The sequence below is a fragment of the Caulobacter sp. DMC95 genome, assembly GCF_056313785.1.
In genome coordinates this window covers 29680-46046 of record NZ_JBQUZP010000009.1, presented here as the reverse complement: position 1 = coordinate 46046, position 16367 = coordinate 29680, and the positions used below count along the sequence as shown (strand labels likewise).

The window sequence follows — 16367 nt, the reverse complement described above, 5'->3', positions numbered from 1 at the left end:
ATGAAGCTGGCGTCTCTCAAGGGTGGTCGCGACGGCCGTCTGGTCGTGGTCTCCAACGACCTGGCCTGGTTCACCGACGCCGGGACGATCGCGCCGACCTTGCAGGCGGCGCTCGACAACTGGGAGCGCTGCGGGCCGATGCTGGCGGGCCTGGCCGAGAGCCTGGAGCACGGCGCGGTGCCCAAGGAGCGCTTCCACGAGCACGAGGCCCTGAGCCCGCTGCCGCGCGCCTATCAGTGGGTCGACGGTTCGGCCTATGTGAATCACGTGCAGCTGGTGCGCAAGGCGCGCGGCGCCGAGATGCCCGACAGCTTCTGGACCGATCCCTTGATGTACCAGGGCGCGTCGGACGGCTTCCTGGCCCCCCGCGATCCGATCCCGCTGGCGGACGCCAGCTGGGGCTGCGACCTCGAGGGCGAGGTAGCGGTCATCGTCGATGACGTGCCGCTGGGCGCGACCCGCGAGGAGGCTCTGGCCGCCATCCGTCTGGTCATGCTGTGCAATGACGTCTCGCTGCGCAACCTGATCCCGGGCGAACTGGCCAAGGGCTTCGGCTTCCTGCAGTCCAAGCCCGCTAGCGCCTTTTCGCCGGTGGCGGTGTCGCCCGACGCCCTGGGCGAGGCCTGGAAGGACGGCAAGCTGCACGGGGCGCTGCTGGTCGAGCTGGACGGCAAGGACTTCGGTCGCGCGGACGCCGGCGTCGACATGACCTTCGACTTCGGCACGCTGGTGGCTCACGCCGCCAAGACCCGGTCCTTGTGCGCCGGGACCATCGTAGGCTCGGGTACGGTCAGCAACCGCGACGCCGACGGGGGTCCGGGCAAGCCGATCAGCGAGGGCGGTCTGGGCTATTCGTGCCTGGCCGAGGTTCGCACCGTCGAGACTATTCTCCACGGCGCGCCCAAGACGCCGTTCCTGCTGGGCGGCGACACGATCCGTATCGAGATGAAGGACCCCAAGGGGCACTCGATCTTTGGCGCTATCGAACAGACGGTCGAACGCATTTGACGGACGAGACCGCGTCCGCTGCAGTTGGGCGGATTTGGGAGACGCGGGCCGGGATTAATCTTGGCTCGCTGGACCTGATCCCGGACGGCGGCGCGCGCAACTACGTGCTTCAGATCGGCGAGGCACGGTTCCACGGTTTCGTGGTGCGCCGGGGCGAGGCGGTGTTCGGCTATGTCGACCGCTGCCCGCACGCCGGCTTGCCGCTGGCCCAGGAACTGGACCGCTACCTGACGCCGGATGGCGGGCTGATCATGTGCTCCTGGCACGGGGCGGTGTTCACCGTTGACGAAGGCGCTTGCGTCGGTGGCCCGTGCGTCGGCGCGCGGCTCAAGCCTTGGCCGGTGGAGGTGAGCGACGGGCGAGTGGTGACGGCGTAGGGAGCGCAAACGCAATCGCGCCTATCCCCAGACAAAAGAACGGCCGCCTTCCAGGAGAAGAAGGCGGCCGAGTCATTGGGAGGAAACGCCCGAAAGGGCTGAGTTCCGTATAGCTGTTTGAATTAGACGTGACAACGTTGTCACGGAAATTATTTCGCGGAACGGTGAAATCCGATGCGCGGCGGGCTCCTCTATTTCTTCTTGGCGGCCTGGACTTCGATCTCGACCAGCATGCCATCGGCGACGAGGCCGGTGATCTGGCTGGTGATGCGGGCCGGCTTGTTGGGCTGGGCGGCGGTGCCGAAATAGGTCTTGTAGCCTTCCATCATGCCCATGAAGTCCATCTTGCCCTCCTTGGCCGGGTCGCCGACCAGCAGGACGCGCATCATCACGACGTCGGCCATGGTGGCGCCTTGGCTCTTCAGGGCGGCTTCGATGCGGCCTAGCACGCCGAGGGTCTGGGTCTTGGTGTCGCCGAAGCGGGCGACGCCGGTCGCTTTGTCGTCGATGACCGGCGGGGTCATGCCCGAGACATAGATGGTGTCGTAGCCGGCCGGCACGGTGACGACACTGGCGATGGCCGACTTGGGGTCGCCGCCGCGGACGATCTCCTGGGCGTGGGCGGCGCCGGTCAGGGCGCAGGCGGCGATGGTAAGAGCAATCAGGCGTTTCATGGCGTCTTCCCTATGGTGAAGGCTGAAGGTCAGTGCGCTTGCAGGCCGCGCGGCTTGGCGGCGGCCTTGGCGGCGACGCGGGCGGCGGCGACATCGGCGGGCTTGATCGCCGAGCCCTTGTTGCCCCAAGTCGTGCGGGCGTAGGTCAGGATCGCCGCGAGGTCGGCGTCGTTGATGTCGTCCTTGAAGGCGGGCATGCCGGCGCGACCGTTGAGCACCGTGGTGATCAGAACCTTGGGCGGTCCCTGCACCAGGGGCGCGCCGGCCAGAGGCGGGAAGGCGCCCTTGACGCCCTTGCCCGAGACCTGATGGCAGGCCGAGCAGTTGTCCATGTACAGGGACTTGCCATCGGCCGACGCGATAGCCGGGGCGGCCAGACCTGCGGCGAGCGCCAGGGCGGCGAGGCGGTGAGCGAACGTCATGCGTATCCTCGAACGGTGGACTTTAGGCCTGCTGGACGCGGGCGTGGATCTTGGCGATCTGCTGCCAGGCCGACTCGATGGCGCCGGCTTGCCAGCCCCCAAGGTAGCTGAGGTGTTCGCCGGCCAGATAGAGGCGACCATCGGGCTCGCAGAGGATCGGATAGGCCTCCTTGCGGCCGGTCTCGCCCCATTCCGCCCAGCCCCCCAGATTGTGCTCTGCCAGGTGCCAGCTGAAGGAGAAGGCGTTCTCGAAGTTCTCGGCGTATTCAGGGAACACCTTCTGGCCGCCGGCGACGGCGAAGGCGGCGCGATCGGCCGGGCTCTTGGCGCTGATCCGCGCGGCTTCGCCGCCGAAGGCGTAGTACCCCAGCAGCACGCCCTTCTGCCCTTGCCAGCCGTAGGAGGGCAGGGAGATCGAACCGATACCCGCGAGGTCGGTATAGATGTGGCCGCCATAGATCTGGTGCTTGTCTTCCCAGAAGCGGCTCTTCATCTGCAGGCCGATCTTGTTGACCGGCGCATAGGCTACGCCCTCCATCGCCGCCTTGAACGGGGCCGAGGCGTCCAGATCGATCTGCTTGAGCACGCTGAGCGGGATGGTGCAGACGCAGTAGTCGGCGGTGACCTCGCCAAGCTTGCCGTCCGGTCCCTTGAACGCGACCGTCACGCCGGTGGGCGACTGTTTGATCTTCTCGACCACGGTTGAGTAGCGGATCATCGGCCCGACGCGCTTTTCGAACGCCTTGGCGATCTGGTCCATGCCGCCAATCGGCTGCAGCATGGTGCGCTGCTGCTCGTAGCCAGTGACCGAGCTCAGCACCCGCCAGGCGTTGCTGTCGAGCACGTCCTTGAAGGCGAAGGGCTCAAGCTCCTTGCCAGGACCCGGATCGACGCCGGCCCCAGGATGCACCGAGAAGCCGCGCCCCTCGGTGCCCTTGTAGGTCAGGTCGCTCTTGGACAGGCGGCCTTCATTGACGAGATAGGCTACGAACCGCTCGCGATCGACGCCGCTCAGGGGCGCGTCCAGGGCCCCGGCGCTGGCGGCCTTGGCGACCAGTTCGGCGGTGTAGCCCCGCACGTCGGCGGCGATTTCGCCCTTGCGGACCGGCTTGCCGTTCAGCGGGCCCTTGCCCTTCTCGAAATAGACGTAGGAGGCGTCGTTGTCGTTGACGAAGCTCTCCAGCAACACGCCAAAGCTCTTGGTGTAGTGCAGGGTCGAGCGGTGGTGGTACGGGATGCGCCAGGCACCGTGGTTGATGTAGTGGCCGTCGTCGAACTCGCAGACCTGGGTGTTGCCCAGGAGGTCGGTGTGTTTGAACCCCTTGCGCGCGGTCTGGCAGCGACCGCCCGCATAGTCGCGCGCCTCAAGGATCTGGACCTGATAGCCGGCTTTGGACATTTCGTAGGCGGCGGTCATGCCCGCCAGGCCCGCGCCCAAGATGATGATCTTGGTGTTCTTGGCGCCTCCGGTCAGGGCGGGCGGCAGTTCGGTGGCCGAGGCCTGAGAGAAGCCCAGGGCCTCCATGCCCGACAGCACCAGCGACATGCCGCCGACCGCGGCCAGGCTTTCAAAGAACCGCCGGCGCGTGAGTACGCTCGCCGCCGATGACGCGTCAGATCCGCTCATTCAATCCCTGCCCTTGTTTTTGCGGGGGGCGTCGCCAGGACGTCCCGCGCGGTGTCGGGCATCCCCAGCGCCGAAACCTTCACCATCTCGAAAGGCTGCTCCCTCGCGCGCAATCCGTTTTCCACGGTCGCCAGGACTGACATGTCAGACGCCTCGCCATTGGGCGCCTGAGGCGGAGATTGTGCGATCACTGAGCGAGGGCGGGGGATCGCGCCTTCCCCGTCGAATCCTTGTTTTTCGCTCGGAAGAGCGCGAGGTGATGAAGGGTGATGACTCATGATCGTTCCCAACTTCGCCTGCGCCTTGCGCATCCCGACGACATGCCGGTGCTGTCGGCGCTGATGGACCGCGCGATCGGCGAGCTTCTCCAGGACTTCCTGCCGCCGGAAGGCGTCGCGGCGTCGTACGAGATCATGGGCCTGGACACCCAGCTGATCGCTGACGGCACCTATTTCGTGGTCGAGGATGGCGACGCGATCGCGGGCTGCGGTGGCTGGAGCCGGCGCGCGACGCTGTTCGGCGGCGACCACTCCGCGGGGCGCGATGCGGCGCTGCTGGATCCCAAAACCGACGCCGCGCGCGTCCGGGCGATGTACACTCACCCCGATCACACCCGCAAAGGCGTGGGCCGGATCATCCTGGACGCGTGCGAGACCGCCGCCCGCGCCGAAGGTTTCAGTCGCGTCGAGATGGCCGCGACCATGGGCGGCGTGCCGCTCTATCGAGCGTGCGGCTATCAAGACATCGAGCCGTTCGAAGCGGAAACCTCGACCGGCTATCGCGTGCCGCTGATCCGGATGGGCAAGGCGCTTTAAGGGCTGGATAGCCCTCCAAAAAGCAGAAGGGCCGGGGAGTTCCCCGGCCCTTCGCATGTCTGTTATCCGCTTGCCCTAGAACGTCGCCGAGACCTTGGCGTACCAGAAGCCGCCTTGCCAATCGACGATCGTGTCCGAGCGATAGATGCGGCCGTTGGTGGCCGACTCGCCGGTCTTGTCGGGATCGGGATAGTTGGCGAACAGGTTCCGCGCGCCGATGGCGACCGAATAGTTTTCGGTGGCCTGATAGGACAGTTCCATGTCGAAGAACGTCTCGGGGTCCCACTTCTGGACGATCGGATTGCCGACGCTGAACATGTTCTTGTACGGGCCCCAGATGTTCAGCCGGCCGGTGGCCTTGAACTTGTCGATCTGGTGCGTCGCCGAGATCACCGACCGCCAGCGCGGCGCTGCGTTCTCGAAGTCATGCACGCCTTCGGCGTCGAAGAAGTTGGTCGAGAAGACCTTGTCGATCTTGAACTTGTTGTAGTTTCCGCTGACCGAGAGGTTGGTCGTCTGGCCGTTCTCCCAGGCTTTGCGATAGGTCGCCACGACGTCGACGCCAGTCGTCGTCGAGTCAAAGGCGTTCTGGAAGAATTGCACCTGGCCGATCGTGTCGGCGCCCGGGATGCTGGCTGAGATCAGGGCCGTGCGGATCGCCGGGGTCACGGTGATCGGCGTCGTCGCGTAGAACTGGTCCTTGATCTTGATGCTGTAGGCGTCGACCGTCAGTGACAGGCCTTCGAACGGCGTGGCGGTGAAGCCGACGGCGAAGTTGGTCGACTTCTCAGGCTTCAGCTCCTTGGCGCCCAGGAACTGGGCCACCGGATTGGTCGCCGGGAAGAGGCCCGAGGCGATGATCGCGCCGTTCTCCACGCGGGTCGACACGTTGGTGGTGAAGGCCTGGCCTGGCGTCGGGGCCCGGAAGCCGGTGCCCACCGAGCCGCGGAGGCCGAAGTTCGGCGTCACTTGGTACTGGGTGGCGGCCTTGCCGTTCCAGGTGCTGCCAAAGTCCGAGAAATGCTCGCCGCGCACCGCGAAGTCGAGGAACCATTCCTCGGTCACGTTGCCGGAGGTCTCCAGATAACCGGCGTAGGAGTCGCGGGTCAGCTTGCCGGAGTAGAGCGGGGTGTTGCCCGGGAAGCCGTTCGAGCCGACCGCCAGCGCGTTGTAGACCGGGTCAATGCCAGCGAAACCGTCGGCGTTGGTCGACAGGTAGTTGGCGCAGTTCAGGCCCGCCGTGGCAGGCAGCGCCAGGCCGGCGGTCGTCGGCGTGTGGGTCGTGGCGTTACAGAACTTGAAGGGATCGGGCGTCGCCCAGGTTCCGGCGACGTACGAGGGGACGTCGCCCGGCTCGATCTCGTAGCCTTCCTTGCGGTATTCGGCGCCGAAGTTGATCGTCACGGGCGTCTTGAAGCCAAGCCCTTCCCAGTCATAGGCGAAGTCGGCGTTCACGGCGGACTCGCTGGAGATCAGGGCGCCGTCATAGAACTTCTTCGGCGAGGCCGGGCCCATCGAGGGGTTGACGGTGTCCCAGAGGGAGTAGGCGATCTTGTCGTTACCATAGCGAGCCGACAGGTCGTAGCTCAGGCCGTAGCCCGTCAGGCCCTTGACGCCGCCGGCGAGACTGTAGTCGGTCACGTCGCCGCCGAACATCGGCGTGAAGCCGGCCGGGAAGATCGAGCTGAACTGGAAGGTCGAGCCGTCTTGCAGGCGGATCGGCGTCGCGTTGACGGCGTTGCTGACGGGCGGACGGTAGTTGAAGTACTCGACCGCGCTGCTCTTGGAGTAGTTGCCGAAGGCGTAGACCGACAGATTGTCACTGAACTCGTAGCCGGCGTTGACGACGGCGCGGGTGGCTTCGGCGTCAGGCTGGCCCCACTTCTGGACGTAGTCGTTGATCAGCGCGCCGTAGGCCGGATTGGTCGCCGCATAGCTGGTGACGCAGAAGCCGGCCGACTGGTTCGGGATGCCAACGTTGCAGTACTGGCGACCGCGGTTGACCTGGTTCTGGCTGGTGTACTCGACGGTAGTGTTGATGAAGCCGTTCTCGCCGATCGGCAGACCGAGGTTGCCGGTGACCAGCACGTCCTCACCGTCGCCGAGATAGAACTGGCCATACTGCGCGGTCAGCGAGCCTCCGCTGGGGCTGTCCTTCAGTTGGAAGTCGATGACGCCGGCGATGGCGTCCGAACCGTACTGCGCGCCCGCGCCGTCGCGCGTGACGACGACGTTCTTCAGGGCCGAGGCCGGGATCGTGGCCGCGTCGGGCGCCTGGGCGCCGGTGCCGCCGATCGTGACCAGCGCCGAACGATGGCGACGCTTGGAGTTGACCATGAACAGGGTCTTGTCGGTAGGCAGGCCGCGCAGACTGGCGGGGCGAATGAAGGTTGCGCCGTCCGAAATCGGCTCACGGGCCAGGGTGTAGGACGGGACCAGCGTCTTCAGAATGTCGTTGGTGTCGGTGAAGGTCGAGGCCTTGATGTCGGCTTCGCCGAAGGAGTCGACTGGGACGGCGGAGTCCAGAACCGTGCGGGGCTTGCCGCGGGCGGTGACGACGACCGTTTCAAGTTCCGCCGTCTGAGCTGGCGCGTCCGCTGCAGGCGTTGATGCGGAAACCGTTTCCGCGCCGGCCGCAGATTGGCAGTAACCAAAAGTAATAGATAGTGTGGAAATGCCCGCCATTAGGACGGGTTTAAAACGCCGAGTCATAAGTAGCCCCCTCATTCTATTTATTGACGCATGACGATTCCCTTCTCCATGACGTTTTTCTCCCGACGATTATATTTTTTGACGCGGGTACTAAAATATATCGACGCACTGTCGATCTATTCATGAGGTTTCAAGCTGGGGCGTTCGGCAATGGGGCCGCGTCACAAAAAAGCAGAAGCCGCGCAAGCGCCCTTTGGGCGCCCCTTTGCGCGGCGTCTGTTCACGGATTTTAGGCAGATTGTCGCCGTGCTCACGGCGCGGGGGTGGCCAGCTGGCGCCAGTACGGCCTCAGGCTCAGGCGCAAAGTCGCAGTGGTTCGTCCATTTCGTCGGTCTCTTCGGTCTCGAACAGCTCGAACGCCTCTTCCCAGAGGGTCAGGCGCGACTCGCGCAGTTCGGCGTCATCTGTGACCCGGACGATCTGGTCCTCGCGATCGTTCCAGACGAGGCCGATGTCAGTGACCCGCTCGACGTCGCGGCCCAGCAGCAGGAACATGTCGGCCTTGGCCGCGCGCTCGTGGCTGATGCGGCGCAGGGTGCGGCCGCCGCCCAAGTCGCGGTGGATGTCGGCGAAGTCCAGCACCGCCGAGATCATGGCGGCGTTGACGGGAGCGACGGTCCAGGTCGGGCAGGCGAAGCGGGTCATCGGATGTCCTTGGGTTCTCCAGGAGCGATGAGTGAAGAATGTTCGCGCATTGCGACAGAAACGGTCGTATGACGAGCGCCATGAGACACGAGAAAGCAACTCGCCTTCTGGACCTGGCGCGCATGTTGGCGGGATCGGCCGAAGGGTTGACGCTGGACGAGATGGCCGCGGCCCTGGGCGTGGGGCGCCGTACCGCCGAGCGGATGCGTGACGCCGTTTGGGCGGCGTTTCCGCAGATGGAGGCCGTGGACGATCCGCCGACCAAGCGTTTCCGCATCCCGTCGGGCCTGGATGGCGTCTTCCAGACCCCGACCGCCGAGGAGCTGGCCGCCCTGCGGGTAGCTGCGGATTCGCTGAAGGCCTCGGGCGCCGACGCGCGGGCCGCATCGCTCTATGCCCTGGAGGCCAAGCTTCTGTCGGCGCTGCGCGGCTCGGCCCGTCGCCGGGTGGCGCCGGACGTCGAGGCCTTGGTGCAGGCCGAGACCATCGCCGTCCACGCCGGTCCGCGCCCGTTCGAGGACCAAGCCGTGCTGACGGCGATCCGCACTGCGATCAAGGGGCTGCAGGCGCTTTCATTCCGCTACGAGGGCGGCTCCACGCCCGGCCGGACGCGCGAGGTGACGCCGCTCGGCGTGCTGTTCGGACGCTCGAACTACTTGGTCGCGCTGGAAGGAAAGGGCGGCAAGCCGCGCTCCTGGCGGCTGGATCGGATGAGCGACCTGAAGGTGCTCGACAAGCCCGCACCGCCGCCCGAGGACTTTTCGCTGCAGGCCTTTGCCGATGAGAGCTTCGGCATCTATCACGACGAGATCCAGGACGTGGTGCTGCGCATTCATAAGAGCCGGGCCGAGGACGCGCTGCGCTGGCGCTTCCACGCGACGCAACAGGTGACGCCTGAGGCGGATGGCTCAGTTCTGGTCACCTTCCGGGCCGGCGGCATGCGTGAACTGTCCTGGCACCTCTTCACCTGGGGCGACGCGGTCGAGATCGTCGCGCCGCAGGTTCTCAAGGACATGATGGTCCAGGAACTGCGCGAGGCTGGTCGCGCGCACGGGGCGTGGTAGGAGCCAGGGCATGAACTACCGCCACGCCTTCCACGCCGGCAACTTCGCCGATCTGCACAAGCACGCGATCCTGCTGGCCATGCTGTCGGCCCTGCAGCGGGAAAGCCAGGCGCTGGCGGTGATCGATACTCACGCGGGGGCCGGGGGGTATGATCTCGCCGGCGAGATGGCGCGTCGTTCGGGCGAAGCTCAGGCCGGCATCTTCCGGCTGAAGGCGGCGGTGGACGCGCCGGCGGTGTTCAAGCCGCTGCTGGACGCCGTCGGGCGGATGAACGGCGGCCCGCGCGGCGATCTCTATCCTGGCTCGCCGCGCCTGATCGCGGAGACGTTGCGCAAGGACGACCGCTATGCCGGCTGCGAACTGCGCGACGACGATGTCGATCTGCTGCGCGCGACGCTGAAGCCGCACGCGAATACACGCGCTCTGAGAGCCGACGGCTTCGACACCGCCGTCAAGGACGCCGGCAAGGGCGGCCGCGCCTTCATCGTCATCGACCCGCCGTTCGAGCGGCCGGACGACTATGACCGCATCGTCGCCACCACCCGCGCCGTGCTGGCCAGCGCGCCGGACGCGGCCGTAGCCATCTGGCTGCCGATCAAGGATCTGGAGACCTTCGACGCCTTCCTGCGCGCGATGGAAACCGTCACGAAGGGCCTGTTAGTGGCGGAGCTCCGCCTCCGACCTTTGACGGATCCCATGAAGATGAACGGCTGCGCGATGGTGATGATCGGCGCCCCGGCCTCGGTGGACGCGGCGGCGGTTCAGGCTGGCGACTGGCTTGCGGCGCGCCTGGGCGAGCCTGGCGGCCGTTCGCGTGTCTGGCGGACCTGACGTGACGCGCCCCACCGCACCTCAGGCGCCGACTATGGCTGAAGCCCTACCAATCTGGCTGAAGGTCGGCCTCCTGGGATTTGGCGGTCCGGCGGGCCAGATTGCGCTGCTGCATCGCGAAGTGGTCGAGGCCCGAAAGTGGGTCGCTGACGATGAGTTCGCGCGCGCGCTCAGCTTCTGCATGCTCCTGCCGGGACCCGAAGCGCAGCAACTGGCCACCTGGCTTGGTTGGCGGCTGCACGGGATCCGAGGCGGATTGGCGGCAGGTCTGTTGTTCGTCTTGCCGGGCCTGGCGGTGATCCTGGGGCTATCAGCGCTTTATGTTGCCCATGGGCGCTCGGATTGGGCCGGGCCCGTGCTGCTGGGCCTGAAGGCTGCGGTGGTGGCCCTGGTCGTCCAAGCCCTCGCGCGGATTGGCCAACGCACGCTGAAGGATCGCGCGGCGGTCGTTGTGGCGATCGGCGCCTTCGCCCTGATGGCCTTCACGGTCGTACCGTTTCCGTTGGTCGTCCTGCTGGCTGGCGTCGCTGGCTGGGTCATGGGGGGGAGGGTAGCTCCGGACCTTGCTCCCGCCGCACCGACGCGGAGCGGGGGCGCTCGCGTGGCCCTGGCCTGCCTGGCGGCTTGGCTGGCGCCGATCATCCTGGCCTGGGCGATCGCTCCGGGCTCCACCCTGGCCTGGATGGGCCTGACCTTCGGCGGACTTGCGGCGATCAGCTTCGGTGGAGCCTATGCGGCCCTGGCCTATCTTGGGCAGGCTGCGGCGAGTTTTGGCTGGCTCTCGGCGACCCAGATGCTGGATGGCCTTGGCCTCGCCGAAACCACGCCCGGACCTCTGGTCCTAGTGTTTGTTTTCGTCGGTTTTGTCGGGGCCTTCCAGAACGCTCCGTCCGACGCCGCCTGGATTGTGGGCTTTCTGGGCGGACTGATGGCCGCGTGGGCGACCTTTGCGCCATCGTTCCTGTGGATTTTCGCGGGCGGTCCCCTGTTCGAGCGCTGGGGACGGCGCCCGAGGCCGGGCCGGGCTCTGGCCATGGTGTCGGCGGCGGCGGTGGGCGTGATCGGCCAACTGGCGCTGTGGTTCGCAATCCATCTGCTGTTTCGCGGCGGCTGGACGCTCGAGTTCGGTCTAGCGCGGGTCACGGTTCCGAGCCTTGGCTCTCTGGACGTCGCCGCGTTGGGCCTGACTGGTCTGGCGCTGGCCCTGACCTTCGCGCTTCGCCTGCCGATGCTGGCCATGATCGTGGCGACGGTCGTCACGGCGGTGCTTTTGAAGGCGATGGGGCTCTATTGACGTAGCGGCAGTCTTTTTGCGCTTGCGAACGGAATTTCCGTGCTATGTTGCATTGCAACAAATCGCGGTTGCCCAGGAGCGCGCCATGGTTTCGCTTTTCACCTTTCTTCCAGATTACTCGACGGACAAGGTCGAGCCTGAAACCGCGCCCCGCGTTGCGGTGGGTGCGGCATCGCCGTTGTGGTTGATGTTCGGCGGCGCGGCCGCCGCCGGCGCCGCCTACTGGTGGTGGGCGTCCCGTTGGCGCGAGGCCGTGAATCTCGAGGCGCTGATGGCCCTGACGCCGGAGCCCGTGGCTCTGTCCCTGGAGGCTGAGGCCGCGCTGGACACCCCGCTCGAACCGGTGATCGAGCCCGTTCTGGAACCGGTCGCGGAGGCGGTGGTCGAGGCCATCGAGGCCGTCATGGACGCGGAGGAGGCCGCCCTTGCGCTCGGCGCGGAAGCCGTCGTTGAGATCGCCGCTGACGTCGGCGAGGCGGGGGGCGAGGTGATCGCCGAGGTTCCGCCCGAAGTGTCCGCTGCGCCTGATGTGGTGGTTCAAGTCGTCGAAGACAGCGTCGATGACCTGACCCAATTGGTTGGGATCGGTCCCAAGCTTGCGGCCTCGCTCGCCGAGCTGGGGGTGACGCGCTTCAGCCAGATCGCCGCCTGGTCGCCCGATGAACTGGCCTCGATCGACCAGTTGCTGAACCTCAAGGGCCGCGCCGAGCGCGACGCCTGGATCGCCCAGGCCAAGCGGTTCGCAGCGACGACGGACGCCTAAGCGCTTCCTGGCGCGAGCCTGGGGCTGGGTCATCCGCTGTGAGCGCGGCTGGGGTGTCATCCGCCGCGCTTCAACTCGATGCGACATGCGTGCCGCTACCGCAGACGGCGGCGGCTTACGCTAAGGTCAAGGTCGTAGTTCGCTTGTTTTCGCGCAAAAACTGAGTGGCGAATGTCACACATGCGCGGAAATGCGACGAAAGCGCGACGGCGCGATTGCGATCACGAAGCGAAGCAGCTTGGGTGGCGGATAAGCGGTGGGTCGCCGCGCCAAGGGGGCTTGGGGAAGGCGTGACCGCATATCCGTAATCTAAGGCAAGAATTCCCATGCTAACCCAACGCAGACACCTTCTGGCGTCGACGATCATTGCGGGCCTTGCGGTCGGCGTGGCTCTCCCGGCCATGGCTCAGACCGCCGAACCCGCCCAGGCGCCCGCGACCGAGGTCGAGGCTGTCGTCGTCACCGGCTCGCGCATCAAGCGCAACGAGTTCAACAGCCCTGATCCGGTGCAAGTGATCACGGCTGAGCAGGGCCGTCTGCAGGGCATTGGCTCGACCGGCGCGCTTCTGCAGTCGGCGACGATCGCGTCGGGTTCGCCGCAGGTCAACGCCGCCATCTCCAGCGCCTTCGTGACCGACGGCGGTCCTGGCGCCGAGACAATCTCGCTGCGCGGCCTGGGCGCCAACCGCACCTTGGTGCTGCTGAACGGTCGTCGCGCCGGTCCGGCCGGCGTGCGGGGCGGGGTCTCGGCCTTCGACCTCAACGTACTGCCGATGGCGATCACCGAGCGTATCGACATCCTGAAGGACGGCGCGTCGTCGATCTACGGCTCTGACGCGGTCGCCGGCGTGGTGAACATCATCACCAAGCGCAACACCGACGGCGTCGATCTCGACATGTTCTATAGCCAGCCCCAGAAGCAAGGCGGCGAAGAGTTCCGCGCCAGCGCCGCCTGGGCCAAGAGCTTCGACCGCGGCTTCTTCAGCATGGCGTACGAGTACAACAAGCGCATGGAGCAGACGAAGGGCCAGCGTCCCTTCACCTCGTGCGGCCGTCAGTACATCTTCGACGCTCAGGGCAAGCGCAAGGACACGATCGATCCGCGCACGGGCCAGATCCAGTGCCGCGACCTGCTGTACGATCAAATCTGGCTGTACGACTTCAACTTCGCCGGCTTCGACGGCAAGCTGCAGTACGACTACACCGGCAAGATGGCTGGTCTGATCCCGCGCTATCCGGCCGGTGAGGAAGCGAATTATCCGGGCATGCCCGCCGGCTTCTTCGTCGTCGGCCACAGCGGCGATCCGGCCAACCCGGACATGGGCGTGCTGGACTACAACAGCCCGTTCAACCTGGCCTCGTCGCTGACGCCGCGCGTCGAGCGTTCGACCGTGTTCGCCCAAGGCGCCTACGAAATCACTAACGGCATCGAAGCCTATGGCGAGATCCTGCTGAACCGCCGCGCGACCAAGACCAACGACTACCGTCAATTCTGGTCGTACTTCTACACCGGCGACTATGATCCCTTCTCGGCGGGCTTCACCGGTGACTACATCCTGTCGCCGACCCCGGTCACGAACCGCAACAAGTCGGGCCAGAAGGTCGACTACCAGCGCTACGTCGGCGGTCTGCGTGGTGATTTCGGCAGTGTCGACTTCCTCAAGGGTTGGGATTGGGACGTCTTTGCTCAGTACAGCCACAACAAGGGCGTTTACACGCAGGACGTGATCTTGAAGGACGCCGTCGATATCGGTGCTTACCGCACCGGTTCGTGCGCGGGTCAGACCACCCCGATCAGCAAGAAGTCGTGCGTCGACGTCAGCTGGGTTACGCCGGACTTCCTGGCCGGTAAGTACACCGCCGCCGAAGAAGCCTTCCTGTTCGACAACGAGGCTGGCGAAACCACCTACAAGCAGCTCGTGATCGAAGGCTCGATGTCGGGCGACTTGTTCCGACTGCCGGCTGGCTCGGTCGGCGCGGCCGTCGGCTTCCACTACCGCAAGGACTCGATCAACGACGTCCCGGGCCCGATCACTCTGGCCGGCAATGCCTGGGGCTCTTCGGGCGCCGGCATTACCAAGGGCGACGACCTGGCGCGTGAAGTCTACGGCGAACTGAGCATCCCGGTGCTGCGCGACGTGTTCCTGGCTGAACGGGTCGACCTGTCGGTCTCGGGCCGTCACACCAAGATCAACTCGTACGGCGAGCAAGACACCTACAAGGTCGGCCTGAACTGGCAGATCATCCCGTCGGTCCGCCTGCGCGCGACGCAGGGCACCTCGTTCCGCGCCCCGGCGCTGTTCGAGCTCTACAAGAACGCCGAGACCAGCTTCCTCGGTCAACGCACCATCGACCCCTGCATCCGCTGGGCCTCGAACCTAGCTCAGGGTCTGATCAGCCAGAAGCTGGCCGATAACTGCCGCGCGGCCGGCGTGCCAGGAACCCATACGGGCGCCGGTTCCTCGGCTACGATCTCCTCGTCGGGCGGCAAGGGCAATCTGGAGGCAGAAACCTCCAAGGCCGTAACCTACGGCGTGATCTGGTCGCCGAAGTTCGCCGACCTGCAAGTCGCGGTGGACTATTTCGACATCAAGATCGACGGCGAAATCCGTCGCCTCGGCGCGGGGAACATCGTGCGGGGGTGCTACACCTCGGACAACTTCCCGAACGACTCGCTCTGCAAGCTGTTCACCCGCAACGCGTCGAACCTGATCAGCACGGTCACCAACAACTACATCAACATCGCCGAGCAGACGAACCGCGGCATCGACCTCACGGTCAGCTACGGTCAGCGACTGCCTTGGGATGTGAAGATGAACGTCGACCTGCAATCGACGTGGCAGCTGAAGGATACGATCGCGCTGTTCGCCGATACGGTTGAAGACAACAACGGCTTCGTCGGCGACCCCGACTGGACCGGTCGTCTGAACTTCCGCTTCACCAAGAACGACTGGACGGCCTTCTGGGGCATCAACATGATCGGCAAGGCGTCTGACGCCGAAACCGAAGCGACCCAGAACACGGCGGGCACGACCTTCTACAAGGTCCACACCGAGTTCACGGCCTACCACAACATGTCGCTGCAGAAGAAGTTTGACGGCTTCACCATCCTGGGTGGCGTCTCGAACGTCTTCAACGAAGCCCCTCCGGCGGTCACGCTTGGCCAGGGTGAGTACAGCACGGTGGGCGGTTCGGTGTTCGCCTCGCAGTACGACTATCTGGGTCGTCGCGTGTTCCTGAACATCTCGACCCACTTCTAGTCTCAGCCCAACGGGCTAACATGGCGGCGGCGATCTTCGGGTCGCCGCCGTCTTTGTTTCAAGGAACCTGTTCGCGTGAACGCCATCATCCGGGGTAAGCCCGACAATCTCGACGAGATCGGCCAGCGTTTCGAGCGCGCGCGGCTTACCCAATCGGTGTTCCTCAACAGCGTCCCGAAGGCGGGAACACACCTGATCCGCAACATCCTGCGGATGTTCGTGCATCCCGATCAGCACTGGCGGCGCGAGTACATCCAGCACGCCTTGCTGTCGCGCAGCCGGGACGCCTTCCTGGCCGACAAGCCGATGATCAGCTGGGGGCACATGCTGTTCTCGGACGAGTCGGCGGTGGCCCTGCGCGACACCCGTCACATCGTGCTGGTGCGCGATCCCTATGACTGGGTGCTGGCGCGCGCGCGCTTCTATCTGTCTGACGAATTCCAGGGAAACCTCGAGCATATCAAGAACGGCGGCGCGGCGATCGAGGACGTCATCATGATGATGATCTTGGGCGCGCATGGCCGCGTGCCGGATTTGAAAGACGTTTTCAGCATGAACGCCGTGGCGTGGATGGGCTCCCATGCGGTCGTCGTCCGTTACGAGGACATCGTCGAGAGCCTGAAGGATCTCGGCTCCAAGCGTGCGGAGGCCTTTTTCCGCCAACTCCTTTCTGATTGTGGCCTGGAGCTGCCCGCCGACTGGCGCGAGCGGGTCGAGGCTGGCGCCGACCCTAAGGAGAGCCGCACCGCCCGTGAGAACCTCAAGGTCACGGTTGAGGTGCCCAAGGTGCTGTCCGACACACATAAGCGGGTGGTGGACTTCCACGCGCCGGGTCTGCGAGAGTTGTTGGGGTATCGGTAGGTCAGCCCCGGGG

14 protein-coding genes are annotated in these 16367 nt (G+C 65.6%); 9 read left to right on the top strand and 5 right to left on the bottom strand.

From position 1 onward, the window contains the following. On the top strand, positions 1–1008 hold the full coding sequence (locus ACT53N_RS18040) for a fumarylacetoacetate hydrolase family protein (protein ID WP_476065174.1): 1008 nt from the start codon (positions 1–3) through the stop codon (positions 1006–1008). Further along, on the top strand, positions 1005–1385 hold the full coding sequence (locus ACT53N_RS18035; RefSeq protein ID WP_476065173.1) for a Rieske (2Fe-2S) protein: 381 nt from the start codon (positions 1005–1007) through the stop codon (positions 1383–1385). The genes ACT53N_RS18040 and ACT53N_RS18035 overlap by 4 nt, the downstream gene beginning before the upstream one ends. A 191-nt stretch (positions 1386–1576) precedes the next feature. Here ACT53N_RS18035 and ACT53N_RS18030 read toward each other — a convergent pair whose 3' ends face one another. From ACT53N_RS18030 to ACT53N_RS18020, 3 genes are read right to left on the bottom strand one after another with little or no spacing between them, the layout of a single operon-like run. Continuing rightward, positions 1577–2059, bottom strand: a complete 483-nt coding sequence (locus ACT53N_RS18030) for a RidA family protein (RefSeq protein WP_476065172.1) — start codon at positions 2057–2059, stop codon at positions 1577–1579. Between the two features lie 29 nt (positions 2060–2088). Further along, on the bottom strand, positions 2089–2481 hold the full coding sequence (locus tag ACT53N_RS18025) for a c-type cytochrome (RefSeq protein WP_476065171.1): 393 nt from the start codon (positions 2479–2481) through the stop codon (positions 2089–2091). A gap of 22 nt (positions 2482–2503) precedes the next feature. Next, on the bottom strand, positions 2504–4108 hold the full coding sequence (locus ACT53N_RS18020) for a flavin monoamine oxidase family protein (protein WP_476065170.1): 1605 nt from the start codon (positions 4106–4108) through the stop codon (positions 2504–2506). A 266-nt stretch (positions 4109–4374) separates the two neighbouring features. On the opposite strand from ACT53N_RS18020, the gene ACT53N_RS18015 reads away from it, so the two are divergent. Next, positions 4375–4923 (top strand): GNAT family N-acetyltransferase, encoded by a 549-nt coding sequence (locus ACT53N_RS18015; protein WP_476065169.1) that lies wholly within the window; start codon positions 4375–4377, stop codon positions 4921–4923. Positions 4924–4998: 75 nt separating this feature from the next. Here ACT53N_RS18015 and ACT53N_RS18010 read toward each other — a convergent pair whose 3' ends face one another. Together ACT53N_RS18010 and ACT53N_RS18005 are read right to left on the bottom strand one after the other, a co-directional pair. Further along, positions 4999–7650: a TonB-dependent receptor plug domain-containing protein gene (locus ACT53N_RS18010; protein ID WP_476065168.1), complete on the bottom strand. Its 2652-nt coding sequence runs from the start codon at positions 7648–7650 to the stop codon at positions 4999–5001. 279 nt (positions 7651–7929) lie between these two features. Further along, on the bottom strand, positions 7930–8280 hold the full coding sequence (locus ACT53N_RS18005; protein ID WP_476065167.1) for a hypothetical protein: 351 nt from the start codon (positions 8278–8280) through the stop codon (positions 7930–7932). An 80-nt stretch (positions 8281–8360) separates the two neighbouring features. Between ACT53N_RS18005 and ACT53N_RS18000 the strand changes: the two genes are divergently transcribed. The 6 genes from ACT53N_RS18000 to ACT53N_RS17975 all read left to right on the top strand — a co-directional run bounded on the left by ACT53N_RS18000 (position 8361) and on the right by ACT53N_RS17975 (position 16354). After that, a complete protein-coding gene (locus tag ACT53N_RS18000; RefSeq protein ID WP_476065166.1) occupies positions 8361–9344 on the top strand; it encodes a helix-turn-helix transcriptional regulator in 984 nt (327 codons plus the stop codon). A 10-nt stretch (positions 9345–9354) separates the two neighbouring features. Then, positions 9355–10176 carry a 23S rRNA (adenine(2030)-N(6))-methyltransferase RlmJ gene (gene rlmJ, locus ACT53N_RS17995; RefSeq protein ID WP_476065165.1) on the top strand — a complete coding sequence of 274 codons (822 nt, stop codon included), beginning with the start codon at positions 9355–9357 and terminating at the stop codon, positions 10174–10176. Positions 10177–10210: 34 nt separating this feature from the next. Next, the gene (gene chrA / locus ACT53N_RS17990; RefSeq protein WP_476065164.1) at positions 10211–11470 is read left to right on the top strand and encodes a chromate efflux transporter; all 1260 of its coding nucleotides are present in this window, start codon (positions 10211–10213) and stop codon (positions 11468–11470) included. A gap of 85 nt (positions 11471–11555) precedes the next feature. Then, on the top strand, positions 11556–12233 hold the full coding sequence (phaH, locus tag ACT53N_RS17985; RefSeq protein ID WP_476065163.1) for a phasin PhaH: 678 nt from the start codon (positions 11556–11558) through the stop codon (positions 12231–12233). Between the two features lie 326 nt (positions 12234–12559). Next, the gene (locus tag ACT53N_RS17980) at positions 12560–15493 is read left to right on the top strand and encodes a TonB-dependent receptor plug domain-containing protein (protein ID WP_476065162.1); all 2934 of its coding nucleotides are present in this window, start codon (positions 12560–12562) and stop codon (positions 15491–15493) included. Positions 15494–15568: 75 nt separating this feature from the next. After that, positions 15569–16354, top strand: coding sequence for a hypothetical protein (locus ACT53N_RS17975; protein WP_476065161.1), 786 nt, complete (start codon positions 15569–15571; stop codon positions 16352–16354). The last annotated feature ends 13 nt before the right edge of the window (positions 16355–16367 follow it).